The sequence below is a fragment of the Thermoanaerobacter sp. YS13 genome, from assembly GCF_000806225.2.
Classification (GTDB): Bacteria; Bacillota; Thermoanaerobacteria; order Thermoanaerobacterales; family Thermoanaerobacteraceae; genus Thermoanaerobacter; species Thermoanaerobacter uzonensis.
Map to the genome: position 1 here is coordinate 690517 of NZ_JOOI01000002.1, position 22669 is coordinate 713185.

21 protein-coding genes, 2 pseudogenes and 2 riboswitches are annotated in these 22669 nt (G+C 32.7%); of the genes and pseudogenes, 21 read left to right on the forward strand and 2 right to left on the reverse strand.

From position 1 onward, the window contains the following. The first annotated feature begins 74 nt into the window (after positions 1-74). The 4 genes from THYS13_RS11130 (at position 75) to polX (ending at position 3179) form a co-directional block, all read left to right on the forward strand. Positions 75-542, forward strand: a complete 468-nt coding sequence (locus THYS13_RS11130; RefSeq protein WP_042834588.1) for a methylated-DNA--[protein]-cysteine S-methyltransferase — start codon at positions 75-77, stop codon at positions 540-542. A 96-nt stretch (positions 543-638) separates the two neighbouring features. Then, entirely contained in the window at positions 639-1028 is a 390-nt protein-coding gene (locus THYS13_RS11135) for a nucleotidyltransferase domain-containing protein (protein WP_003869665.1), read from the forward strand. Further along, a complete protein-coding gene (locus THYS13_RS11140) occupies positions 1021-1449 on the forward strand; it encodes a DUF86 domain-containing protein (RefSeq protein WP_003869666.1) in 429 nt (142 codons plus the stop codon). Before THYS13_RS11135 ends, THYS13_RS11140 begins: the two co-directional genes overlap by 8 nt. Positions 1450-1466: 17 nt before the next feature. After that, entirely contained in the window at positions 1467-3179 is a 1713-nt protein-coding gene (polX, locus tag THYS13_RS11145; protein WP_042834589.1) for a DNA polymerase/3'-5' exonuclease PolX, read from the forward strand. Between the two features lie 314 nt (positions 3180-3493). Here polX and THYS13_RS13950 read toward each other — a convergent pair. Next, positions 3494-3886 (reverse strand): annotated as a pseudogene (locus THYS13_RS13950) (iron-containing alcohol dehydrogenase); the annotation flags it as partial. A 199-nt stretch (positions 3887-4085) separates the two neighbouring features. Between THYS13_RS13950 and THYS13_RS14830 the strand changes: the two are divergent. From THYS13_RS14830 to THYS13_RS11220, 11 genes and pseudogenes are all read left to right on the forward strand, one after another. Next, positions 4086-4211 carry a hypothetical protein gene (locus tag THYS13_RS14830; protein WP_255356315.1) on the forward strand — a complete coding sequence of 42 codons (126 nt, stop codon included), beginning with the start codon at positions 4086-4088 and terminating at the stop codon, positions 4209-4211. Positions 4212-4252: 41 nt separating this feature from the next. Then, positions 4253-4690 (forward strand): annotated as a pseudogene (locus THYS13_RS14330) (amidase domain-containing protein); the annotation flags it as partial. Positions 4691-4704: 14 nt separating this feature from the next. Then, the gene (locus THYS13_RS11170; protein ID WP_234949244.1) at positions 4705-5400 is read left to right on the forward strand and encodes a hypothetical protein; all 696 of its coding nucleotides are present in this window, start codon (positions 4705-4707) and stop codon (positions 5398-5400) included. 775 nt (positions 5401-6175) lie between these two features. After that, on the forward strand, positions 6176-6577 hold the full coding sequence (locus THYS13_RS11175) for an RNA polymerase sigma factor (RefSeq protein WP_042834592.1): 402 nt from the start codon (positions 6176-6178) through the stop codon (positions 6575-6577). 725 nt (positions 6578-7302) lie between these two features. Next, entirely contained in the window at positions 7303-7743 is a 441-nt protein-coding gene (locus THYS13_RS11185; RefSeq protein ID WP_042834593.1) for a MarR family winged helix-turn-helix transcriptional regulator, read from the forward strand. A gap of 127 nt (positions 7744-7870) precedes the next feature. Continuing rightward, on the forward strand, positions 7871-10096 hold the full coding sequence (locus tag THYS13_RS11190; RefSeq protein ID WP_042834594.1) for an ABC transporter ATP-binding protein: 2226 nt from the start codon (positions 7871-7873) through the stop codon (positions 10094-10096). Then, complete coding sequence (locus THYS13_RS11195; RefSeq protein ID WP_042834595.1) at positions 10093-11976, forward strand: ABC transporter ATP-binding protein; 1884 nt, start codon at positions 10093-10095, stop codon at positions 11974-11976. The genes THYS13_RS11190 and THYS13_RS11195 overlap by 4 nt, the downstream gene beginning before the upstream one ends. 122 nt (positions 11977-12098) lie before the next feature. Beyond that, positions 12099-12201, forward strand: a riboswitch (TPP riboswitch). A 62-nt stretch (positions 12202-12263) separates the two neighbouring features. Then, the gene (thiT, locus tag THYS13_RS11200; RefSeq protein ID WP_042834596.1) at positions 12264-12902 is read left to right on the forward strand and encodes an energy-coupled thiamine transporter ThiT; all 639 of its coding nucleotides are present in this window, start codon (positions 12264-12266) and stop codon (positions 12900-12902) included. A gap of 414 nt (positions 12903-13316) precedes the next feature. Further along, entirely contained in the window at positions 13317-13853 is a 537-nt protein-coding gene (locus tag THYS13_RS11205; RefSeq protein WP_042834788.1) for a phosphatase PAP2 family protein, read from the forward strand. 63 nt (positions 13854-13916) lie between these two features. Further along, positions 13917-14079: riboswitch (M-box (ykoK) riboswitch) on the forward strand. Between the two features lie 380 nt (positions 14080-14459). Then, positions 14460-17147, forward strand: a complete 2688-nt coding sequence (mgtA, locus tag THYS13_RS11215; RefSeq protein ID WP_042834598.1) for a magnesium-translocating P-type ATPase — start codon at positions 14460-14462, stop codon at positions 17145-17147. A 309-nt stretch (positions 17148-17456) separates the two neighbouring features. Next, a complete protein-coding gene (locus tag THYS13_RS11220; RefSeq protein WP_042834599.1) occupies positions 17457-18641 on the forward strand; it encodes a hypothetical protein in 1185 nt (394 codons plus the stop codon). 48 nt (positions 18642-18689) lie between these two features. Here THYS13_RS11220 and THYS13_RS11225 read toward each other — a convergent pair whose 3' ends face one another. Continuing rightward, a complete protein-coding gene (locus tag THYS13_RS11225; protein WP_042834600.1) occupies positions 18690-19265 on the reverse strand; it encodes a YdcF family protein in 576 nt (191 codons plus the stop codon). 175 nt (positions 19266-19440) lie between these two features. On the opposite strand from THYS13_RS11225, the gene sigY reads away from it, so the two are divergent. From sigY to THYS13_RS11255, 6 genes are read left to right on the forward strand one after another with little or no spacing between them, the layout of a single operon-like run. Next, the gene (sigY, locus tag THYS13_RS11230; protein ID WP_042834601.1) at positions 19441-19971 is read left to right on the forward strand and encodes an RNA polymerase sigma factor SigY; all 531 of its coding nucleotides are present in this window, start codon (positions 19441-19443) and stop codon (positions 19969-19971) included. Then, on the forward strand, positions 19968-20384 hold the full coding sequence (locus THYS13_RS11235) for a hypothetical protein (protein WP_003868123.1): 417 nt from the start codon (positions 19968-19970) through the stop codon (positions 20382-20384). Before sigY ends, THYS13_RS11235 begins: the two co-directional genes overlap by 4 nt. Before the next feature lie 4 nt (positions 20385-20388). Next, positions 20389-20721 carry a zinc ribbon domain-containing protein gene (locus THYS13_RS11240; protein ID WP_042834602.1) on the forward strand — a complete coding sequence of 111 codons (333 nt, stop codon included), beginning with the start codon at positions 20389-20391 and terminating at the stop codon, positions 20719-20721. A 19-nt stretch (positions 20722-20740) separates the two neighbouring features. Beyond that, positions 20741-20947 carry a PLDc N-terminal domain-containing protein gene (locus THYS13_RS11245; protein ID WP_003868125.1) on the forward strand — a complete coding sequence of 69 codons (207 nt, stop codon included), beginning with the start codon at positions 20741-20743 and terminating at the stop codon, positions 20945-20947. 1 nt (position 20948) lies between these two features. Continuing rightward, positions 20949-21875 carry an ABC transporter ATP-binding protein gene (locus THYS13_RS11250; protein ID WP_042834603.1) on the forward strand — a complete coding sequence of 309 codons (927 nt, stop codon included), beginning with the start codon at positions 20949-20951 and terminating at the stop codon, positions 21873-21875. Beyond that, entirely contained in the window at positions 21862-22617 is a 756-nt protein-coding gene (locus THYS13_RS11255) for an ABC transporter permease (protein WP_042834604.1), read from the forward strand. The genes THYS13_RS11250 and THYS13_RS11255 overlap by 14 nt, the downstream gene beginning before the upstream one ends. Positions 22618-22669 lie beyond the last annotated feature (52 nt).

A 22669-nucleotide genomic window follows, 5' to 3' on the forward strand; every position in this document is an offset into this window, starting at 1 on the left:
TTTACAATATTTTTTCTTTTCATATTGTGTTATAATTAATTTGCTGGTTTTTATAGATTCAAGGAGATGAGACTGTGATATACAAAAAATTTATCTCTCCTGTTGGTGTTCTCACTATTTTTTCATCAGGGAAAGGTATATGCCGCATTAACTTTGAAAATGAGACGTCTTTATTAGAAGGTTTTAAAGGAGGTAGCGATTTTTATATTGAAGAGTGCATTAGGCAGCTTGACTTATATTTTCAAAAGAAATTAAAAAATTTTGACGTGCGGTTAGATTTGCAAGGTACAAATTTTCAAAAAGCTGTGTGGCGTGAAATTTCAAAAATTCCCTATGGGAAAGTTAAAACATATGGAGAAATTGCTAAATTGATTGGCAAGCCAAAGGCAACAAGAGCAGTAGGGCAGGCTCTTAATAAAAATCCTATTCCTATTATAATTCCTTGTCACAGAGTTATAGGAAAGGATGGCAATTTGACAGGCTTTGGAGGGGGGATTGAGATAAAAAAGTTTTTATTAAGTCTTGAGGGGGTAAAGATTTAACTATCTACAATGGTGCAATTGGTAGTAATTTTGTCAATTGTGCCATTATTTTTTAACTTTTTTATGGTATAATGGAGATAAAGAGCAGGTGATAGAATGGATTATTTGGAAACTTTAAAAGAGTTTTTTAAAAATAAAGAGAATATAGTTATGGCTTTTTTGTTTGGCTCTGTTGCCAAAGGAAAAGCTACAAAGGAATCAGACATTGACATAGCAGTTTACCTTAAAGAATATGATGAGAAATTTGTCTATGGTTTATGGAATGAATTGGAGGATTTGCTTAAAAGGGATGTTGACCTTATTGTTTTGAATATAGCTAATGCTACTGTTGCTTGGGAAGCTTTGAGAGGAAAAAAGATTATAATAAATGACCATGATTTTTATATAAACTACATGCTTGAAGTGTCTATGGAGGCAGAAGATTTTAGAAAAACTGTTCTTGATATATATAGATACAGACAGGAAAGAAGGGAGAAAAATGCTTAAAGATTCTGATAAAATTAATGTGATAAAAAGGATTGAATTTATACAAATTGAATTGGAAGATTTAAAAGCGCATAAAGAGTTGAGCTTTCAAGAATACAATGCCAATAGGATAGTTAGAAGAAATGTTGAAAGGATGATTGAAAATATAGCCAATGCACTTATTGACATTTCAAAAATTTTGATTGCCAATGAAAATGTTGAAATACCCGATTCTTATAGAGAGATAATATTAAAATTAGGGGAAATAAAAGTAATAGATATAGAGCTTGCCAAATCCATAGCAGAAATAGCAAGACTTAGAAATGTCCTTGCCCATCAATATCTTGATATAAAGTGGAGTTATATAAGAAATTTTTTGACAAAGAAAATTGACGATGTTTATGAATTTTTGAGGACCATTGAGTTATATATAAATAATTAAAAAAGAAGTGGTGAATTATGGATAAAAAAACTGTTGTGGATATATTGAATGAGATTGGGCTTTTACTCGAGTTGAAAGGAGAAAATCCCTTTAAGGCAAGGGCTTATTACAATGCGGCTCGCACTATAGAAGTTCTTGATGAAGATATAGAGACCCTTGTGAAAGAAGATAGGTTAAAAGATGTAAAAGGCATAGGAGAAGCGTTAAGTAAAAAACTTACAGAATTTATAACAACAGGAAGACTTGAGTATTACGAAAAATTAAAGGAATCAGTGCCTCCTGGCCTCATAGAGATGTTAAAAATCCCGGGATTAGGGCCTAAAAAGATAAAGACATTGCATGAAAAACTGGGGATTACGACAATTGGTGAATTAGAATACGCCTGTGTTGAAAATAGGCTTGTGGACCTTCCTGGTTTTGGTGAAAAAACACAGAAGAAGATTTTTGAAGGAATACAGTTTATAAAGCAGTTTACAGGACAGCACCTATATTTTGAAGCCTATCAAGAAGCAGTCAAACTTAAAAAGTATTTGGAAGGGACAGGGCTTACTATAAGATGTGAGATTGCGGGAAGTCTAAGGCGCAAAAAGGAAATCGTAAAAGACATTGACATACTGGCTACTTCTGATAATCCCGAAAAACTTATGGACTTGTTTGCTTCCTATGAAGAGGTACAGGATGTGATAGCAAAAGGGGATACAAAGACAAGCGTAACACTAAACTCGGGAATAAATGCAGATTTAAGAGTAGTAAAAGATGAGGAATTCCCTTATGCTCTTCACCATTTTACAGGAAGTAAAGAGCACAACACAGCTATGAGGCATAGAGCAAAAGAGATGGGCATAAAAATGAACGAATACGGGCTTTTTAAAGGGGATGTCCTTATTAAATGCAACTCTGAAGAGGAAATTTTTAATAAACTTAATTTGTCTTATATTCCTCCAGAGCTTAGAGAGAACATGGGAGAAATTGAGGCGGCAGAAAGAGGAGAAATACCTGCCTTGATAGAAGAAAAAGATTTAAAAGGCGTATTTCATGTACACACTACTTATAGCGACGGTAGAAATTCTCTTGTTGATATGGTAGAGAGAGCGAGAAAGCTAGGATATAAATACATAGCGATTACTGACCACAGTAAATCTGCTTTTTATGCCGGTGGATTGGCAGAGGAAATGCTACTAAAACAGTGGGAAGAAATAGAAGAGTTAAACAAAAAATACAATGATATAGTCATATTAAAAGGTATTGAATCGGATATTTTGCCGGATGGGTCATTGGACTACGATGAAGAAATTTTAAAAAGATTCGATTTGGTTATAGCTTCTATACATTCTCATTTTAGAATGACTAAAGAAGAGATGACAAAAAGAGTGATAAACGCCATTAAAAATAAATACACAAAGATAATAGGCCATTTGACTGGAAGGCTTTTACTGGCAAGAGACAGCTATGAAATTGACGTCTATCAGGTAATTGACGCGGCAAAAGAATACGGCAAAATAATTGAGATAAATGCCAGCCCCTATAGATTAGACCTTGACTGGAGATATATAAAATATGCAAAAGATAAAGGTGTAAAATTTGCCATATGTCCAGATGCCCACAGTGTAGAAGGGTTGGAAGATGTAAAATATGGCATTGGTATTGCAAGAAAGGGGTGGCTTGAAGCAAAAGATGTTGTAAATACTTATGAACTGGAGGCAGTGTTAGAGATTTTTTCTAATATGTAAAACCGCTTTTAATTTTATTAGCGGTTTCAGTTTGTTGACAAAGTTAAAAAATATTCAAAAAGAGATATTTTGCATAAGGAGCGACTTGTTACAAAGCGCTAACAAAACTTAGCAAGACCGAGGGCGAGGGCAGGGCCGAAGCCATGGATGGCGGAGGCGGGCATTAAGACAAGGAGGTCGAATGTGCCCGGTACCCTGCCGGAGCCTGAAGGTCGAGCTTTAGTTTTGTCGCTTTGGAACATCGGAACAACGATGCAAAATATCTCCTTTACGAAAGTTTGCCTACAGTTTGAGGGTAAACTAAAAATTTACCCTTATTCTCCGTAGGCTTTTCTATATATTTCTGCAATTTCGGATACCAATGGCATTCTTGGGTTTGAACCGGTGCACTGGCCATTAAAGGCTATATCAGACATTTCCATTATTTGTTTTTCGAATTCTTCTTTATTTATGCCTGCTTCTTTAAGTGTCAAAGGAAGATTAAGCTCTTTCATAAGATTTTTTATTGCTTCAATGAGGCTTTTTACTCCTTCTTCAATGGTTGATGCAGGAAGTCCTAAGAATTTTGCAATTTCTGCATATTTCTCGGCTGCTTTTGGATATTCATATTGTGGAAATGCTGCAAATTTCTTGGGTAATTCAGCGTTGTATTCTATGACATATGGCAGAAGTATCGCATTTGCTCTTCCATATTGTAAGATGAATTGTTTTATTCAAAAATGAATAAAAATAAATTTTAACTTGCGGAATATTTTTTTGAAATTTTAGCTTTTATATATTGTAGAAGGGAAATAAAAAAGTAGGAGGTGAAAATGTTGTATAATATTTTTCAATTTTAGCTTGGGGCTTTAGAATTGCTAGCAGTGCACATAATTTTTGACCACAAATAAAAAAGAAGGTGAAAAAATGATTCGTGTTAGAATTTTAGTTTCTTTTATTATAATGCTAATATTATCAGTCATGACTTATAATGCATATGCTTCTTATAGTTATATTAGTGCGACAGTTTACGCGCTGACAATTGGGCATTAAGCAGAAATAGTAATTATCCGAATTTTACCTCAGATTGTGCAAACTTTGTTTCACAATGTCTCCATGAAGGTGGAGGATTACCATTTGACGATATACATGATTGGTATGTTTACAAAAATTTAACTGGATTTTACTGGGGTAGAGCGTGGTCAGTAGCTAGTGAATTGAGGTCATGGTTACTATATTATGAGGGAGAAAATTATCAAGGAGCAACATATGTTGGCAATTGGGGACCAGATTATCAACCTGACAATAATAATATGATACGTTTTGGAGATGTACTAATCTATGACTGGGGTACGGGGGATGGCTGGTCACACGCTGCTATAGTTGCCGATTTTGGACAAGATCCAAACTCCACTTATTATGGTAATTTACAGGATCAGCATACAACTGATAGAAAATGGGCAATTTGGCATCTAAAGCCTTATAATAAAAATTGGAAGACAACTACTATAGCGGTAATAAGACCGAATTAAAGGGGGCTAAATTGATGAATAAAAAGTTAGTAACTAAAGAAAGTATACTTATAAGTTTAGTAATATTGTTGATTGCAGTTATTGCAGTTATATCTTTAATGGGCTTGCAAAGCAAAAATAAAAATGATGAGATAAATGAAATAAAAAAGTTAATTTGGAATGTTGAAGAAATGGAAGCTACTGTATGTATTTTGCCGGAAGCATACACCTCTTCACCAGATAAAGATGTTCCACCAGAAGTTGAAGATGCAATGTATAAAAGGATTGTTGAAGAAGCGAAAAAATACTATAGTGCGAAATCTGGGATTTTAGCTGATAGAATTCAGATTTTACAAAAAGGTGTTAAAGCCGAAATAAATAGTAAGAACTATAGAGATAAGAGTAGTATAATTAAAAAAATTGATTTTATTACTATAGATGTAAATGGTGATACAGCAACTGTAATAGCTGATGTAACGGAGCAAGTAACAGCTGTAGGATTAGTTCCACAAGGTATTGATATAAATAAATATAAGACCAATAATAAAAAAGAAGAAATGAAACCGGAAATGAAAGCAAAATTGGAAGAAGACATAAAGAATGCTCCCCAAAAATTGGTTACATTTACTCCACAAGGTACAATGAGATTTTACTATAATTTAGCAAAAGAAGATGGAGTATGGAAAATAACTTCAAGAAGAGGCGACTATTTACCCGGGCAAGGGCCATAGACAAGGATAGACAAAAGATGGTCAAACCATTTTGGGAGTGTATTTTATGAAGATTCATAAAAATTGTATCATTTTTTTTAATATTCCTTTTTACAGCAATGACGGGTTGTTATTTTAAAACCAATAATAATGGTGTACAAACAAATGAATGTAACTCTGTTGCCCAAAATTATTTTAATATGCTTTTAAAAAAAGATAAAGGGAAACTTTTAAAAGCTTCCCCGGAGGACATAATAAATATGTATTATAGTAGCATAAATGATAGGAACTATAACCTTGCACTTGTTTGCGCTCCCTGTTTTTTAAATAATTGTGCCATAAATCGCAGATAAAGTTGAAGAAGTATATAAACAACACTTGAATTATATAAAAAATAAAGAAAATTGAAATAAAATCAATAAAAGAATATAACGTTAATGAAAAAGAAAATATTATTAAAGATAGTTAAAGATAGTAATGACAAAATTTTTGAAGTTTACTATATTCAAAAATCAATTGATACAAATAAGTATCCGGAGTTATCGGTGAAATTTACACGATTTATAGTGATTACAAAATCACCTTTATATAGTGGATGGTGCATAAGCGCAATAAATACATCACCGTAAAACATCATTGGTGCAAAAAATACAGGGGAAACCCTGTATTTTTTGATATTATATAAGATAATAATTTACACTGTAACTATTTTGTAACCAAAATTTAATAATTTCTTTAATAAATTTTATAAAAAAGGTATAATGAAAGAAAAGGAATATGTAGGGAGGTAAAGGATATGAAGGAAGAAGATATAGAATTTGCTTTTATTAGTTACATAGACAAATATGTCAAGTCCGAATCTGCAAAGCTTATAAAGAAATATAAAGAAGTAAAATATAGAGAACTTCTAATATTAGACATACCAAGAAGTGATGTGGATAATGGATGTCAAGAAAAAGTAATTAATAGCATAACCTATACTGATATATCACTTGAAGATGAAGTAATAGACAAATGTATGATTTCAAAATATGAGGAATTGCTTGAACCAGAGGAATTTAAAATAATAATGTTAAATATTATAGAAGGCATACCACAAAAAGAAATTGCAACCGCCATTAATAAAACACAATCCTGTATAAGCAAAATAAGGAAAAGGGCTCTTCAAAAATTGAAAAAATTTATAGAGGAAGTCTGAAAATATGTTTGAAGATAAATGCTTCTTTGAGATTATTTTAAAAGCAAAGCAGATTATAATAAAGGCGATTAAAAAATTTGAGATAAAATAAAAATAAATTTTAAACTGTGAAATATTTTTTTAAGATTTTGGCTTTTAATAATAGTGTGGATTGTTTAAAAATTTTAAAAGAGTTTTTAAAAGGTAAGGACAATATAGTGATAGCTTTTTTATTTGGCTCTGTTGTTAAAGGGAAAAAACAAAGGAATCAGATATTGATATTGCAGTATACATTAAATAATATGATGAAAAGTTTGTTTATACTTTATGGAACGAATTGGAAGGTTTGTCTAAAAGAGATGTTGACCTTGTTGTTTTGAATATAGCGAATGCTACCGTTGTATGGGAAGCATTGAAAGGGAAGAAATTATAATCAATGATCAGAATTTTTTATATAAACTACATGCTTGAAGTCTCTATGGAAGCTGAGAATTTTAGAGAAATAGTTTTTGATATATATAAACTCAGGTAAGAGAAAAGGGAAAAAGGCTGTTAATTCATATATAGAGGTTAATTAGAGATTTAAGCCGCTATAAAAATTTGAGCGGTTTTTTTATTTTTTATTTTTTGAAAAGCTTTAAGAAATCTTGACATACTATTATGAGAAGAGTACAATATATTTTGTATCAGAAATATTTGAATACAAAATATTTGTATACGAAATAATTTAAAATGTGGTGGTGAAAATGGAAGAAATAAACAACGGATTGAAAATACTTAAGCTTTTAAAACAAATAATGGATATTATAAAGCATTCTATGAAATACGAATGTAAAAATTTTGACATTACAGGTCCTCAAGGAATGCTTATGGGCATTTTAGCTCATTACGGTGAAATGAAGGTGAGCGACTTAAGTCAAAAATTAGGGCTTTCTAATAGCACTGTTTCTGGCATTATTGACAGGTTGGAAAAACAAGGTTTGGTGGAAAGAACGAGAAGCACTGAAGATAGAAGAGTAGTTTATGTTAGTGTGACTCCTAAGTTTAAGGACATTTTTCAAAAGCACTTCAAAGAAGCAGAAAGGAAATTTGAAAAATTAATAAATAAAGCAAGCCCACAAGACCTTAATAAAATAATTGAAGGATTAGAAGCGCTGAAAAAAATATTGGAAAAACAAGATAATTGACACTGAGAATCTAAGTAAAAATAAATAAAATTAAATTAAATAGATAGAGCCAAAAAATAAAAATTTAAAAAGAAGTAATTCTCACAAAAGAAATCGAGGCAAATTTTTAGGAGGAGAAGGTGTTAGTATGGTAAAACTGGCGAAATATTTAAAACCCTATATTCTGTTGCTTTTTTTAGCAGTGTTTTTCATATTTGTTCAAGCAATGAGTGATTTGTCATTGCCTGACTATATGTCAAAAATAGTTAATAATGGAATACAACAAGGTGGTATAACAAATGCAGTGCCTGAGGCTATAAGAAAAAGTCAAATGGATAAACTTTTGCTATTTGTTACACCTGAAGAAAAGGAAGAGATTTTAAAGGGTTATACATTAGTAGACAAATCCAATCCAGATTATGATAAATATGTAAGGAAATATCCTGTTCTTTCAAAAGAGCCTGTATATGTTCTTAAAAACGTAGATAAATCAGAAATTGATAGAATAAATTTACCTATGGGAAAAGCCTTTTTAGCTGTTACAGGTGTAGAAAAGGCTAAAGCCAATGCAAAAAACGGAAGCATAGAATTTAATGGAAAGAAGATACCGGCAAATGTAGACCTCTTTGCTATGATGTCTCAAATGCCAGAAGAGCAGCTTCTTCAAATAAGAGATGAAATGAATAAAAAATTTGCTTCTTTAGGAGATAACATGATTATACAGGCTGCTACAATGGCTGTAAAAAATGAGTATAAGGCAATTGGAATTAATACTGACAGGATTCAAACTAGGTACATTCTTTATACAGGTTTTATAATGCTTTTAATAACAGGACTTAGTGCCTTAAGTACTATTTTGGTAGCATTTTTTGGTTCAAGAATAGCAGCCGGAGTAGCGAGAGATTTAAGAAGAGATTTATTTGCAAGAGTAGAGAGTTTCTCTAATGCTGAATTTGATAAATTTTCTACGGCTTCTTTGATAACAAGAACTACAAACGACATTACACAAATACAGATGCTTCTTGTAATTATGATAAGAATGGTTTTCTACGCTCCTATAATGGGTATAGGTGGAGTATTTAGAGCACTTAGTAAAAGTGTTTCAATGTCTTGGATTATAGCTTTAGCAGTAATAGTACTTTTAGGCATAATATCAATATTGTACTCTATTGCGATGCCCAAGTTTATGTTAATGCAAAAATTGATTGATAGATTAAACTTAGTTACTCGTGAAAATTTGTCAGGAATAATGGTGGTAAGAGCTTTTAATAATCAAAAATTTGAAGAAGAGCGCTTCGACAAAGCTAATCAAGATATTACAAAAGTAGGGCTTTTTGTAAATCGAGCCATGGCATTTATGTTTCCATCTATGATGCTTGTGATGAATGGTATTACTCTTTTGATAGTATGGGTAGGAGCTCACCAAATCCAAAATTCCAGCATGCAAGTTGGAGACATGATGGCATTTATGCAATACGCTATACAGATTATCTTTGCATTTTTAATGCTCTCAATGCTGTTTATAATGATACCAAGAGCATCGGTGTCGGCAGGGCGTATTGCTGAAGTTTTGGATACAGAACCTTCTATAAAAAACCCCGAAAATCCAAAACAATTTAGTGAAAATATGTCTGGAACTGTAGAATTTAGGAATGTATCTTTTAGATATCCGGGTGCGGAAGAGTATGCTTTAAAGGATATAAACTTCAAGATTTTACCGGGACAGACAGTAGGCATAATAGGAAGAACAGGTTCTGGAAAGAGTACCTTAGTGAATTTGATCTTGAGATTTTACGATGTGACAGAAGGACAGGTTTTGGTTGATGGTGTAGATGTAAGAGAAGTAAGGCAGGAAGATTTACGTAGAAGAATAGGATATGTACCTCAAAAAAGTTGGCTTTTCAGTGGTACAATTAAATCAAATTTGAAATACGGAAATGAGCAGGCTACAGATGAGGAAATAAAAGAAGCAGCAGAAATTGCACAAGCAATGGAATTTATAAATGAAAAGACCAAAAAGTTTAATTCAGAGATTGCACAAGGAGGAACCAATGTATCAGGAGGACAAAAGCAGAGGCTTTCTATTGCCCGTGCTCTTGTTAAAAAGCCTGAAATATATATTTTTGATGAAAGTTTTTCAGCTCTTGACTTTAAAACAGAGTCAGCTTTAAGGAAAGCCTTAAGAGAAAGGTTAAAATCAAGCACTGTTATAATTGTATCGCAAAGGGTGTCAACACTTTTACATGCAGACCAAATAATAGTGCTTGAAGAAGGTAAAATTGTAGGCATAGGAAAACACAAAGACCTACTTGCAAACTGTCAAACTTACAGAGAAATAGCTTTATCACAGCTGTCGGAGGAGGAATTGGCATGAATGAAAATAGAAGAATAGACCCCAAACAGATGCCCAGACTTCGCGGGCCAGGGATGGGAGGCGGCCCCCATGGCATGGTTCGCGGTGGAGAAAAAGCGCGAGATTTTAAAGGCACAATGAAAAAGTTGATAAAATATTTATCAGCTTATAAATTTTCTATAATAAGTGTATTTATATTAGCAGCGCTCAGTGCTTCCTTCTCCATTGCGGGTCCTAAAATACTCAGTAAAGCCATAACCAAAATTTTTGAAGGTGTAATGAATAAAATAACAGGGCAAAGCAGTGGCATAGACTTTGAATATGTAGGAAAGATAATTCTAATACTCATAGGCTTATATGGTTTAAGTGCTTTATTTGGATACTTACAAGGATGGATAATGTCTGGGGTTGCGATGAAAGTTACCTATAGATTTAGAAAAGAAATTTCTGAAAAAATTAATCGCCTGCCTTTGAAATATTTTGAAAGCACAAATCAAGGGGAAATATTGTCTCGTATTACAAATGACGTGGATACAATTACTCAGACTCTCAATCAAAGCTTGACTCAGATAATTACTTCTGTGACGACAGTAGTTGGCGTTTTGGTTATGATGTTTACCATAAACTGGCTTATGACTTTAGTAGCGCTTTTGATAATTCCTTTGTCTTCTTTGGTAATTGCCTTTATCATTAAGCATTCACAAAGGTATTTTAGAGAGCAGCAGGATTATTTAGGACATGTAAATGGCCATGTGGAGGAAGTATATGGAGGCCATAATATAGTAAAGGCTTTTAATGGAGAGAAAAAGAGCATTGAAAAGTTTGACGTATTAAATAACACTTTGTACGGAACAGCCTGGAAGTCCCAGTTTTTAACAGGCATTATGATGCCACTTATGAATGTAATAGGAAACTTGGGTTATGTGGCGGTTACAGTTTTGGGCAGTTGGTTGGTCATAAAAAATGCAATAGAAGTAGGGGATATTCAGGCATTTATACAGTACATCCGATCTTTTACACAGCCTATTGCCCAGATTGCTAATATTTCCAATATACTGCAACAAACTGCTGCCTGTGCAGAAAGAGTATTTGAGTTTTTGGAGGAAGAAGAGGAAGTTTCAGACAATCCACAGCCTGTAAAAGTTGAAGATATAAAAGGCAATGTGGAGTTTAGAAATGTTCGTTTTGGATATAGACCTGATAAAATGGTGATAAATAACTTTTCAGCTTCTATTAAGGCAGGACAAAAAGTTGCAATTGTCGGTCCTACTGGAGCAGGAAAGACTACTATAGTGAAACTTTTAATGCGCTTTTACGATGTGAATGAAGGGGCTATTTTGATTGACGGCCATGATATAAGAGATTTTACGAGGGAGGATTTGCGTTCACTTTTTGGCATGGTGCTTCAGGATACATGGCTTTACAATGGTACTATTATGGACAATATAAGATATGGTCGTCTTGATGCTACTGATGAGGAAGTTATAAAAGCTGCTAAGGCAGCTCATGTTGACAGTTTTGTAAGGACATTGCCAGGGGGCTATAACATGGTATTAAATGAAGAGACCACAAATATTTCTCAAGGGCAAAAACAGTTACTAACTATAGCAAGAGCTATTTTGAAAGATCCAAAAATTCTCATACTCGATGAGGCTACAAGCTCTGTAGATACCCTTACAGAAATACAAATACAAAAAGCGATGGATTATCTCATGAAAGGGCGCACAAGCTTTATAATCGCTCATAGGCTTTCTACAATACGGGATGCTGACTTGATACTTGTCATGAACCATGGAGATATTGTAGAACAAGGTACCCATGAAGAACTTCTTGCTAAAGGCGGTTTTTATGCAAGCCTCTATAACAGCCAGTTTGAAAAAGAGGAAGAGATGGCAAGTTAATACCATTTGATGTGTGTGCAAAACATAAGCAACCTACAAAGCTTGGCCATCCGCATTTGGTAATTATTCTTGACACAGATTACAAAAAATGATAAATTAAAGGTGAAAACAAAATAGGTGGTTATGTCCGCTGGGGGAGCCTTAACGGCTGAGATGGCATTGATGCCAAACCCTTGGAACCTGATGAGGGTAATGCCTCCGTAGGGAATGCGGCTCAAAAATACCGCATTTCGCGGTATTTTTTTCAGCGAACATAGCCTCCTTGAAAAATGGAGGTGTTTTTGTTTATGTCCTACCTTTTAAGTATTTTTTCTGATTTTGCCAAAATAAAGCCAGTGACATTATCGGTTATATTGGCAATTTTATTGGCAGCTTTCCTTTTATATCTGATGCAAAGAAGTGTCAAATTTGACACAAAAATGCTTGTCTATGGAGCACTTTCAATCGCTATTTCTTTCGTGCTGTCTTATATAAGATTTTACCACTGGCCTCAAGGTGGTTCTATTACACCTGCCAGCATGTTGCCGCTTTTTATCTTTGCTTATTATTATGGATCAGGTCCTGGTGTGATTGTAGGAATGGCGTATGGACTTTTACAACTTATTCAAGATCCATTTATAGTCCAATGGGTGCAAGTACTTCTCGACTATCCGTTGGCCTTTGGTGCTTTAGGACTTGCTGGCTTTTTTAGAAAAAACCTGAGTTTGGGAATTTTAGTTGGTGGATTTGGACGATTTTTTTCTCACTTTTTATCCGGAGTATTCTTTTTTGCAAGTTATGCGCCAAAAGGAATGAGTCCCATAGTTTATTCACTTCTAGTTAACGGAAGCATAGTAGGTGTAGAAGTGGCAATATGTTTTGCAGTTTCACTAATTCCACAAGTTAGAAATGCTATCGAGGAAATTAAAAAGAAAGCAATTGCTTAAAGGGGTATTTCCCCTTTTTTATTTTTTTACAATGGATAGCTAAAATTAATGATATAATAATTTTGTAAGAAAAAATTTAACATAAAATTAACTTCCTTATAATGTTTTTTTAATGTTATCATAAGATAATTTAATCAAAGGTTATGTGAAAGCCCGTGGATAAATAGGAACATGCCATAAAAGAGTAGCAAAGGCTGTTGAAAAAGCTTTTGAAAAGTACGATAATGTATATATAAAGAATATAAAATTTAAAATCAAGAGAATTGTTGTTTGAAGACCTTGATAAATTTAAGTCAAGGGAAAAAATAGGAGAATTTGTTTACAAAAATTCTGTTAATAAAGTGTTGTGAATTTGTACTTAAATATTTCAATAAAAAGCATTCGTGAGAAATTGTAGGGAGGGAAATTTTGCAGATGCAAATAAAAAGAGTGCTTCTTGACAAAGACAAAAACATTTTTTTCTATATAAACGAAAGGATAAAATGTAATATATTGGACAAAATAATGCCCAAAATAACTCATATAGGCGGTCCTTTTTTTACAATATTTTCTTGTTTATTTTTAATCTTTTTTGGGAAAAACGATGTAAAAGCCTCGGCTTTAGAAGCTTTAACTGCGCTTGCAAGCAGCCATTTGTTTGTTCAGCTCTTAAAAAGAAAATATACAAGACCAAGGCCTTATATGGTATTAGCTAATACGAATACTTTTAAACATCTTTTAAAAGATTATTCTTTTCCTTCAGGTCATGCTACTGCCAGTTTTTCACTTGCTATGACTTTTTCGATGTTTTTTCCAAGCCTTGCAGTGTTCTTTATTTCGCTGGCAGTACTTGTAGGGATTTCAAGGATATACATTGGACTGCATTATCCTTCAGATGTATTAATGGGCTCGACGATAGGTATTACTTTTTCTTATCTAACCCATTTTATGGCTACAAAGTTGTTTTTGTAAAAAATTTTTCAAAATAGATTGACAGATCGTAAATAGAAGAATATAATGTAGGAGGGCACAAGTTAATACAATCGTTAGGTGAGGCTCCTATACAGATATACGCTGCTGCCCGGAAACATCGAGAGATGCTAACGGGTCAACAAGTATTACCGAATTAAGGTTTTACTTAATGCAGCTGGAGGATGTTCCAAAGCTGTATAGTGCCAAAGCTCAACGAATTGAAATGTCTAAAAAACCTCTTTCATTCGTTGAGAGGTTTTTTAATTTGCGAAAAACGGAGGTGAGAAGAATGGACGGTGGAGGTAGTAGTAAAAACTATAAAGGTATATGTAATATGACATTGAAGAAGGATGGGCATAGTTTGAGGCCATGTCCATTCTTCTCACAGATGGCCTTTCTATAAATTTTGTTCTTGGTATGAGTGCCCATTTATCCCTTCTTTTGATGTCCTATTACATATGCCTCCAAAACAATTTTTAGACTAACTCCATTTAATTCCATCGTCTAAACGCGAAAGTTTTTCACAAAAAAACAAATACTGTAACTGTAAGGTTGCAAAAGACTCAGCATCCCTAGTCTATTATTGTGTTTTGGAGGTGTATGGTAATGATCAAAATTGCAAAGAAAAATGGTTTCACAGATACGATACTTGCTCAATTAATTGATTTTGCCAGAAAAGATGTTGATGAAATTTTGGCACAATTAGGTACAGATAGAGAAGGGCTGACTTCTGAGGAAGCAGAAGATAGGCTTGAAATGTATGGGTTAAATGAGGTAGCTCATGAAAAGTCGGCTCCTTGGTATATTCAATTGATTAAAGCTTTTATCAATCCCTTTATAGGTATATTAGTATTTTTAGCAATTGTGTCGTATATAACTGATGTACTTTTTACTGCACCTCAAGACAGAGATTGGAGCACTATAATTATTATTTCTATAATGGTAACGGTTAGTGGACTACTTCGTTTTGTTCAAGAGTATCGTTCTAATGCAGAGGCAGAAAAACTAAAAGCTCTTGTTCACACAACTGCTGCAGTTATTCGCAAAGATACAGGTGAAAGAGAAATTAAAATAGAAGAAATAGTGCCGGGTGACATGATACATTTGGCAGCAGGTGACATGGTACCTGCGGATGTTAGGGTTATTACTTCTAAAGACCTATTTATAAACCAAGCAACTTTGACGGGAGAATCCGAACCTGTGGAGAAATATCCAGATTTGAAAGAAGAAAAAAGAAAAGCTAAGGATTTAAACCTTTCAGATTTAGAAAATATATGCTTTATGGGTACCAATGTAGTAAGTGGGTCTGCAATTGCTGTAGTTCTTTCAACCGGTGACCGTACTTATTTTGGTTCAATGGCAAAATCCCTTGTAGGGCATAGGGCAATGACAAGTTTTGAAAAAGGTATTAACAATGTAAGCAAAGTACTTATCAAATTTATGGCAGTAATGTTTCCGATTGTGTTTGTGATAAATGGTCTTACAAAGGGTAATTGGTTGGATGCATTGCTTTTTGCCTTGGCTGTGGCTGTTGGACTTACTCCCGAAATGCTTCCAATGATAGTCACTACCAACCTTGCTAAAGGTGCTGTGACAATGGCAAAGCGCAAAACAATTGTTAAGAGATTAGATGCTATCCAAAATTTTGGAGCAATGGATGTGCTATGTACGGATAAGACTGGCACTTTGACATTAAATAAAATAGTCGTAGAAAAACATCTTGACATACATGGGAATGAAGATGACAGAGTTTTAAGGCATGCGTATTTAAATAGTTTCTATCAAACAGGTTTAAGAAACTTGATGGATGTCGCTATTTTAGAGTATGGAGCTGAAAAGGGTTTTAATGGCTTGGAAAAAATATATAAGAAAGTTGATGAGATACCTTTTGATTTTATAAGGCGGAGAATGTCTGTAGTTTTAGAAAGCGAAGGTGGGAAGAGGCAGCTTGTAACGAAAGGTGCTGTTGAAGAGGTGCTTTCTATCTGTGAATATGCTGAATACAAAGGTGAAGTAGTCCCTTTGACAGATGAAATACGCCAGGAAGTAAAAGAAATGGTAAGGAAGTTAAATGAAGATGGAATGAGGGTGCTGGCAGTAGCACAAAAAAATGACGTTCCACCAGAGGGAATCTTTAGTGTGGCGGATGAAAGTAAGATGGTTCTTATGGGTTATATAGGTTTTCTTGACCCGCCAAAAGAATCTGCACCTTATGCGATAAAAGCACTTAAAGAGCATGGTGTAGATGTAAAAATTCTCACTGGTGACAATGAAATAGTGACAAAGAAAATCTGTAAAGAAGTTGGACTTTCTATAGAGAATATTCTATTAGGTAATGAAATAGAAAATATGACAGATGAAGAATTAGCAGAAGTAGCAGAAAAAACGACAATTTTTGCAAAACTTTCTCCTATGCAAAAATCAAGAATAATAAAGGCTTTACAAAGTAAAGGCCACATTGTTGGATATATGGGGGATGGAATTAATGATGCTCCTGCTTTAAGAGAAGCAGACGTTGGAATTTCTGTTGACTCTGCAGTAGATATCGCTAAAGAATCTGCGGATATAATACTTTTAGAAAAAAGCCTTACGGTATTAGAGGAAGGAGTTGTAGAAGGGCGTAGAATTTTTGGAAATATTATGAAATATATTGCAATTACATCAAGCTCTAATTTTGGAAATGTATTTTCTGTTTTAGTGGCAAGCGCATTTTTGCCATTTTTACCAATGCAACCATTGCAACTTCTCTTCCTTAACTTGACTTATGATTTATCTATGACATCAGTGCCTTGGGATACAATGGATAAAGAGTATATACAAAAGCCAAGAAAATGGGATGCCACAAATATAGGCAATTTTATGGTATGGTTTGGACCTACAAGTTCTATTTTTGATATTACAACTTATGCCTTGATGTTTTTTGTAATTGGTCCAATAGTTATAGGTGGCTCTTACTTCTTGTTGCCTGAAGCATCTAAACTTCAATTTGTTTCGCTTTTCCAAACAGGCTGGTTTGTAGAAAGCTTATGGACGCAAACAATGGTAGTTCATATGCTTAGAACCGAGAAGATTCCTTTTATACAAAGCATTGCTTCATGGCCGCTATTACTTTTTACATCAGCAGCCGTTACAGTAGGGACAATTATTCCATTTACTTCCTTTGGAAAAGACATTGGAATGATGCCTCTACCGTCTATATATTTCTTATTCTTAATGGCTACGCTTCTTGCATACTTGACTTTGGCGCAATACGTTAAAACAAGATTTGTAAAAAAATTTGGAAGTTTGCTGTAATTTTATCAGACAAAGGGGACGGTTCCCTTTGTCTGAAATTATAAAAAGCCCGTAAAAAGCCCGGACAAAAAACACTGTCTGGGCTTTTGTTTTTTAAGTGAATTGAGATTTTCTTTTAGGTGCTTGACATGATGATGGAAATGTTCTACCATGGATATAGAAGGAACTATCGGTAGTCCTTAGAATTAATAGCGCACAAAAGTTAAAACAATGGAGTGAAAATTGATGAGGAGAAAAAATAATTACAAAAATCATCAAACAAAAGGAACCGTCCCCTTTGTCTGCAAAGTATTTTGATGAGGTGAGGTTATGAAAAGGATGAGGTATTTTTTATTGACAGTGTTAATGGTAGGGTCATTGATTTTGGCATCCTGCTCTAATGAATACGCAAATTTGGAGAAGTATCAATTCACTAAAAATTCTGACCTCAAGTTAGTTTATGCAGATGAGAAGAAAGTCATCATTGAAGATGGAGAAAACCTGGTTTTAGAGTCAAAAGGGAATTTTTACAAACTTCCCACAAAACTTGATTTAAAAAAAGGTGAAATCATAATATTGTTAAGCACAGAAGGGAATTATGCTTTGACAGGGAAAATTGACAAAGACAAGTTTTATGACGTAAACATTGTAAATTTAATAAAAGGGAATAAGCTGGCAGTAGAGTATTCAGCTGTTAAGTACATGATTTCAAGCCAATATTCGCTGCTGCCAAATGAGCAATATTTTGCATATGTTGATAAAGATGGAAAGGACAGCGATATGACGATCAAGATGGTGGATTTGACTACTTTTAAAACTTATGATGTGAAAGTAGATATGCCTGTTACAAATGTTATAGCAGTAAAAAATGATAGTGGTTATCAGATATATTTTGAAAGCTTAGGAAAAGTATACAAAAAGCTTAATGAGGGAAAACCCACCTTCATCGCAAATGGGTATTTGCTATATGTGGATGAAAATGGAAATATATATTTGTACAGGAACATAAATATAAAGACGACAAAAGTATATAAAATAGATAAAAATAAAAATGAAAAAGAGATAGCTTCATTAGATAAGCCCAGCTTATTGGTGAGGAAAAACGGGGATGTGGCTGCTTTTATCACGGCCAACGATAAAGAGTTTAAGTCATATGATATGGATTTAATCAATTTGAAAACGTCAAAGCACACCGTAATATCAAATGCTTCGGAAAACTTAAATTATGACATTCCGCTATTTTATAAGAGAGGCAATAATGCCGTAATTTTCTACAAAGAAGGGAAAGCCGAAATGATTGATACAAAAAACGGGAATAGAATGGCTTTAAAAAATTTTAAAAAATATGTATTACCCAATTCAAATATGGAATTTGGCTTTAACATTTACGAGAATCAAATCATTGGTTTTAACAAAATTGTACAGCTTAAAAAACAAGAAAATAGTGTAAAGCTTATATTAGTGGATGCGGATAACAAGGTTTTAAAAACAATTGCTGAGCAGCAGCTAAAGTAATCTAATTAGCCGTTAATTATGATGCAATAAAAGAAAAAGATATTTTGATTATTTTAAATATGTATATAAAAGGGCGGGTATTTCACGTAAAAAACCATAAGCTTCATCACTTAACATATATTTTTTTAAGAAGACGCCAGAATAACTTGCATCTATTCCAACACGCTTTGCTATTACACTTGCCCTTTTTAAATGAAATTTATTTGAAATAATTATTGCTGTTTTTAATGAATTTTTATCCATAATTTCTTTGGAAAAAAATAAATTTTCATATGTAGAAAGAGATTTATTATCAGTTAAAATAATCTTTTCAGGTATGCCATTTTTTAAAAGATATTCTTTCCCTGCCTCAGCTTCCGAAATATTCTCTCCAGGACCTTTCCCTCCAGATACTATTATATACTTACCATACCCTTCTTTATAGAGTCTCAAAGCCTCATCAAGCCTTTCTTTGAAAAAAGGACTTGGCGTCTTTCCATATACTGCACAGCCTAAAACTATTATCACATCAGATTTTTTTGGTTTTTCATAAAGTGCAAAAGAAATTATCTGATATTCTAATGTTATTACCACTGTAACAAAAATTACTATTAAAACCCCTATAAATCTCAATAATAATTTCATTAAAATTTCCTCCAGAAAATTATTATAATAAAACCCTTTATATCATTATACAACACATATCCTATTACTAAAACAATTCTTCACAATACACTTATAAATAACCAATTTTTGATAAAATAAAATTATGAACTTTTTACTTAGTCACGCGTTTAATTTGTAGAAGGGTGGGCAGGTGATGGAAGAGAAAGAACTAATATGTAAAGCAAAAAATGGTAATAAATATGCTCTAAATGAGTTACTCTCCCAAAACTATAATACTTTATTAGGATATTGCATTAAAATGACAGGTAATCCGATGCTTGCCCAGGATATAGTACAGGAAACAATGCTCAAAGCTATTTTAAATATTAAAAATTTTACTCCTGAAGTCAAGTTCTCAACATGGCTTTTAAAAATCGCAACTAATACATTTAAAGATTATTTAAGAAAACACAAAAATATTGAACTTGTAGAAGAAATATTTTCAAATACTGAAGAAGATGTAGAAGAGACCGCTATGACAAATATTCAATACAGTGAACTAATGAATATTTTAATGAAACTGCCTTATGAGAAAAGAGCAGTATTCATTTTAAAACACTATTATGGATATAAATACCAAGAAATTGCGAAAATAATGGACTGCCCTGTTGGCACAGTACGGTCACGTTTACACAATGCTATAAAAGAAATAATGTCAGAAATGGGAAGAAGGGGTATATTGTGAAAAGAGAATGTAAAAAAATACAAGACAAAATAATTGATATTCACTACAATGAACTTAGTGACAATACAGAAGTAATTTCACATATTGAAAATTGCAATGACTGTTATACATTCAAAAAAAATTTAAAACTAACATTAAGTTACATGGATACCTTAGATGTTAAAATTGATATGTCAGACTTGCAAGTAAATATCGCAGAAATTATAGAAAAGGCAGAGCAAATAAGAAATAAACGAAAAGATAGACTTGAATTGCTTATTTTTATAACCACATCAATAATTTTCTTAATATCATCAGTATTATTTATGGCAAATCTGGATGTTAGGTTGCTACTGTACACGCAAATTTTCCTTTATTTCAATCTGCCATTAATCTTAATACCCTTTTACAAATTAAAGACTTCAAGGAGATGATAAAATGTCCAAAAACACATTAATTTTAATAATTGTAATACCCCTATTATTTCTTCAAGCTTTATGGATTTTTATGGATGCAAAAAAACGTGGTGAAAAATACTACTGGGCATGGGGGATTTTTGGGCTCCTAAATATACCTACCTCTTTAATCATATACCTTTTTGTAACAAGGTATGGATATCTTAAATGTCATAATTGTGGGAAAACAGTAAGAAATGATTACAAATTCTGTCCTTATTGTGGTACTTCTTTAAAGAAAACATGTCCAAAATGTGGAGCCGAAATAAAAGATGATTGGAAATACTGCCCTGAATGTTCAACAAAATTAAAATAATCTGAGGAGGTCTAAATTAATGATTGATAAATTAAGCAATCCTGAATTAATAAAACTACTTCTTCCTTTAGCTATAATCCAGTTAGGACTTACTGTATTTTCAATTTACAGACTTTCAAAAGACAAAGTTAAATATCTTCCAAAATGGGCATGGTTTTTAATTATAATCTTTGGAGAAATATTAGGTTGCTTGATATTTTTAACTATAGGCAGGGAGAGAGAATAACATGATAAAAGTTTTTAATCTAACAAAAAAATACGGTAAATATGAAGTTTTAAAAGGGATAAGTTTTGAGATTGAAAAAGGGAATATTTACGGCTTATTAGGGCGAAATGGTGCTGGTAAAACTACCACAATGAACATTTTAACAGGGCTTATTGATTATGATGAGGGAGAAATATATATAAATGGTAAAATGTTAAATAGAAATAATAGGAAACTAATTGACGAAATAGGATACCTTCCTGAAAATCCTACTTTTTATAACTACATGACTGGCAGCGAATACCTGTATTTTATAAGCAAAATAAGAGGTATTCCTCATCAAAAAGCTAGCACAGAAGTGGAAGAACTCCTTAATACAGTTAAATTAAAAGAAGCCGCCAACAAAAAAATACAAGGTTATTCAAGAGGAATGAAGCAAAAATTAGGCCTGGCAGTAGCTCTTTTAGATAACCCTGAAATAATTTTTTTAGATGAACCTACATCTGCCTTAGATCCAGAAAGCAGATATGATATACTTAATCAAATCTTGGAAATGAAGAAAAATGGGAAAACCATATTCTTATCTACCCATATATTAAGTGATGCTGAGAAAGTTTGCGACTATGTTGGCATACTTGATAAAGGTAAAATTATTTTTTCAGGAAGATTAAAAGAATTAAAGCAAAAATATATTCAGCCTGTGTATGATGTTGTCTTTGAAAATTTACCTACCAATGCTGAAGAAAAACTTAATAATGTAAAATGGATTGATGATATTAAAATAGAGAATGATATTATAAGTATTTACGTAAATGACATTGAAGCAGCAAAAAAGAATATCCTCAATGAAATATCAAAACTTAGTATACCTGTTATATCACTGCAAAGAAGAGAAAATACTCTAGAGGACATATTTATAAGGATGGTGAAGCAAAATGAACACCTTTAAAGCATATCTGAAAAAAGAAATAATAGAATCGTGGAGGCATTACAAATATCTAATACTTCTAATTGGCATTGTTCTATTTGCTATACTTGATCCTATAATCCTTAAATTGCTTCCAGAAATGCTTAAAAATGAAATAAATGGTGATTTAGCTTCTCTAATACAAATTGATATGAAATCTGCAGTACAAAATTATATAAAGGATTTAAATCAAATATCATTACTTATAGTGCTTTTAACACTCATGGGAACCCTAAGTGAAGAAGTGTCTTCACAAAAATTAGTATTCCCTTATTCTAAAGGTGCTAACCTTTCAGCTATTGTCATATCAAAAATACTTCATTATTCTGTTACTTTGTCAATTTTCATAATAACTGGATTTGCTATTAATTACTATTACGCAACAACACTTTTCCATAACAACGTCATAGCTTTCAATAAAATATTAATATCATCTATCTTAATGTCAACTTATTATATTTTCATAATAACATTACTTATGTTTTTGAGTAGTATTTTGAAAAAAGGTATAATAGCTGCATTATTAGTATTAATATTTCACATAGTTTCAGCAATATTAGTAAATATTGATAAAATAACTAAATTTATTCCCTACAACTTAATTTCACTTGCGAATTCTTTTAGTACGGAAAATATTTTAACTACAAGTATATCGGCAATACTATATTGCATAATATTGTCCATATTTACAATGAAAATAATGAACAAAATTGAAATAATATAACTTCTTCCCGAACAAGGAGACGGTTTTTTTGTTTCATATTGGAATGAGACAA

What these genes read in the sequence shown, in the direction of transcription:
- THYS13_RS11135 (WP_003869665.1), top strand. Translation starts at nt 639, where the DNA reads ATGGATTATTTGGAAACTTTAAAAGAGTTTTTTAAAAATAAAGAGAAT.
- THYS13_RS11140 (WP_003869666.1), top strand. Translation starts at nt 1,021, where the DNA reads ATGCTTAAAGATTCTGATAAAATTAATGTGATAAAAAGGATTGAATTT.
- polX (WP_042834589.1), top strand. Translation starts at nt 1,467, where the DNA reads ATGGATAAAAAAACTGTTGTGGATATATTGAATGAGATTGGGCTTTTA.
- THYS13_RS14830 (WP_255356315.1), top strand. Translation starts at nt 4,086, where the DNA reads ATGATTCGTGTTAGAATTTTAGTTTCTTTTATTATAATGCTAATATTA.
- THYS13_RS11170 (WP_234949244.1), top strand. Translation starts at nt 4,705, where the DNA reads ATGAATAAAAAGTTAGTAACTAAAGAAAGTATACTTATAAGTTTAGTA.
- THYS13_RS11175 (WP_042834592.1), top strand. Translation starts at nt 6,176, where the DNA reads ATGAAGGAAGAAGATATAGAATTTGCTTTTATTAGTTACATAGACAAA.
- THYS13_RS11185 (WP_042834593.1), top strand. Translation starts at nt 7,303, where the DNA reads ATGGAAGAAATAAACAACGGATTGAAAATACTTAAGCTTTTAAAACAA.
- THYS13_RS11190 (WP_042834594.1), top strand. Translation starts at nt 7,871, where the DNA reads ATGGTAAAACTGGCGAAATATTTAAAACCCTATATTCTGTTGCTTTTT.
- THYS13_RS11195 (WP_042834595.1), top strand. Translation starts at nt 10,093, where the DNA reads ATGAATGAAAATAGAAGAATAGACCCCAAACAGATGCCCAGACTTCGC.
- thiT (WP_042834596.1), top strand. Translation starts at nt 12,264, where the DNA reads ATGTCCTACCTTTTAAGTATTTTTTCTGATTTTGCCAAAATAAAGCCA.
- THYS13_RS11205 (WP_042834788.1), top strand. Translation starts at nt 13,317, where the DNA reads ATGCAAATAAAAAGAGTGCTTCTTGACAAAGACAAAAACATTTTTTTC.
- mgtA (WP_042834598.1), top strand. Translation starts at nt 14,460, where the DNA reads ATGATCAAAATTGCAAAGAAAAATGGTTTCACAGATACGATACTTGCT.
- THYS13_RS11220 (WP_042834599.1), top strand. Translation starts at nt 17,457, where the DNA reads ATGAAAAGGATGAGGTATTTTTTATTGACAGTGTTAATGGTAGGGTCA.
- THYS13_RS11225 (WP_042834600.1), bottom strand. Translation starts at nt 19,265, where the DNA reads ATGAAATTATTATTGAGATTTATAGGGGTTTTAATAGTAATTTTTGTT.
- sigY (WP_042834601.1), top strand. Translation starts at nt 19,441, where the DNA reads ATGGAAGAGAAAGAACTAATATGTAAAGCAAAAAATGGTAATAAATAT.
- THYS13_RS11240 (WP_042834602.1), top strand. Translation starts at nt 20,389, where the DNA reads ATGTCCAAAAACACATTAATTTTAATAATTGTAATACCCCTATTATTT.
- THYS13_RS11245 (WP_003868125.1), top strand. Translation starts at nt 20,741, where the DNA reads ATGATTGATAAATTAAGCAATCCTGAATTAATAAAACTACTTCTTCCT.
- THYS13_RS11250 (WP_042834603.1), top strand. Translation starts at nt 20,949, where the DNA reads ATGATAAAAGTTTTTAATCTAACAAAAAAATACGGTAAATATGAAGTT.
- THYS13_RS11255 (WP_042834604.1), top strand. Translation starts at nt 21,862, where the DNA reads ATGAACACCTTTAAAGCATATCTGAAAAAAGAAATAATAGAATCGTGG.